Here is a 1,199-nt window from a genome sequence, read left to right as displayed (position 1 = left end):
GTGTGGGCCACTGAGGCTTCCCCCCACCCCCAACCCCTCCCCTCAAGGGGGAGGGGAGTTGGTGCCTCCCGCGGTTTCCATCAGGAATTGTAAGTTCAGAGAGGTGCAGATGCCCAACACCAAACGGGGAGAAATCTCCGCCGTCATCGGCGGGGAAGAGAAGACGCTTTGCCTGACGCTCGGGGCGCTGGCGGAGCTGGAGGCGCGCCTGGAAGCCGGGGACCTTTCAGGGCTCGCCGAGCGGTTCGCGGGCGGGCGCATCTCGGCGCGGGACCTGACGGCGATCCTGGGCGCTGGTTTGCGCGGAGCGGGCAATTCGATCAGCGACGACGAGCTGGCGCGCCTCACCATCGAGGGCGGGGTCGCCGGGGCGGCGCGGATCGCGGTGCGGCTGCTAGACGCGACCTTCGGGAGCGCGTCGTGAACCGGTTTCCCTGGGACGAGGCGATGCGCTTCGGCCTCGGCGTCCTGAGGCTGCCGCCGCGCGAGTTCTGGGGCATGACCCCGCGCGAGCTCGCGGCAGCGTTCGAGGCGCTGAACGGCAAGCGGGCGGTGCCGCCCGGACGCGACGCGCTCGACGAGCTGATGAGGAGGTTCCCCGATGGCTGACGGATTCCTGGACGATTTTTTCGATGAGACGACCAGCATTTCGGCCGAAATGGCGCGCATCGGCACGCTGGCCGACGGCGTCGCGCGCTCGCTGACCAACGCGTTCCGCGGCGCGATCGCCGAGGGCAGGAGCTTCCGCTCGGTACTCTCGCAGATATCGGCGGCTTTCGCCGATATCGCGCTGCGCGCGGCGCTGCGCCCGCTCGGGACGCTCGTCGAGGGCGTGGTCAGCAACCTTTTTACCGCGACCAATCCGGCGGTTCCGTTCGCCAAGGGCGGGGTGATCGCCAGCCCGACCTATTTTCCGCTGGGGCAGGGCCTCGGGCTTGCCGGCGAGGCGGGACCGGAGGCGATCCTGCCGCTGGCGCGGGGATCCGACGGGCGGCTGGGCGTTGCGGCGGGGAGCGGGGCGGCGCCGATCAACGTCACCTTCAACGTGACGGCGACGGACGCGAGGAGCTTTGCGGCGAGCGAAGCCGAGCTCAGCGCCATGCTGCTGCGCGCGGTGCGGCGTGGCACGCGGGCGTCGTAGCGAATCCCACATCGAGCATTTCGGCTCCATCGCCTCCCTCCCCCTTGAGGGGAGGGAA

The 1,199-nt window shown here is 70.1% G+C and carries 3 protein-coding genes; all 3 read left to right on the top strand.

Features of this window, described 5'->3' with window-relative positions; all coding sequences use genetic code 11:
* The first annotated feature begins 109 nt into the window (after window positions 1-109).
* From VE25_RS06995 to VE25_RS06985, 3 genes are read left to right on the top strand one after another with little or no spacing between them, the layout of a single operon-like run.
* The gene (locus VE25_RS06995; protein ID WP_046107893.1) at window positions 110-424 is read left to right on the top strand and encodes a gene transfer agent family protein; all 315 of its coding nucleotides are present in this window, start codon (window positions 110-112) and stop codon (window positions 422-424) included.
* Window positions 421-609: a rcc01693 family protein gene (locus VE25_RS06990; RefSeq protein ID WP_046107892.1), complete on the top strand. Its 189-nt coding sequence runs from the start codon at window positions 421-423 to the stop codon at window positions 607-609. Before VE25_RS06995 ends, VE25_RS06990 begins: the two co-directional genes overlap by 4 nt.
* Window positions 602-1,141 (top strand): phage tail tape measure protein, encoded by a 540-nt coding sequence (locus VE25_RS06985; RefSeq protein ID WP_052731790.1) that lies wholly within the window; start codon window positions 602-604, stop codon window positions 1,139-1,141. The genes VE25_RS06990 and VE25_RS06985 overlap by 8 nt, the downstream gene beginning before the upstream one ends.
* Window positions 1,142-1,199 lie beyond the last annotated feature (58 nt).

The sequence above is a fragment of the Devosia geojensis genome (genome assembly GCF_000969415.1).
In the GTDB taxonomy this organism is placed as follows: Bacteria; Pseudomonadota; Alphaproteobacteria; order Rhizobiales; family Devosiaceae; genus Devosia; species Devosia geojensis.
The sequence above is the reverse complement of the archived record's forward strand: the minus strand, read 5'-3'. Positions and strand labels throughout refer to the sequence as shown.

What these genes read in the sequence shown, in the direction of transcription:
- VE25_RS06985 (WP_052731790.1), top strand. Translation starts at nt 602, where the DNA reads ATGGCTGACGGATTCCTGGACGATTTTTTCGATGAGACGACCAGCATT.
- VE25_RS06995 (WP_046107893.1), top strand. Translation starts at nt 110, where the DNA reads ATGCCCAACACCAAACGGGGAGAAATCTCCGCCGTCATCGGCGGGGAA.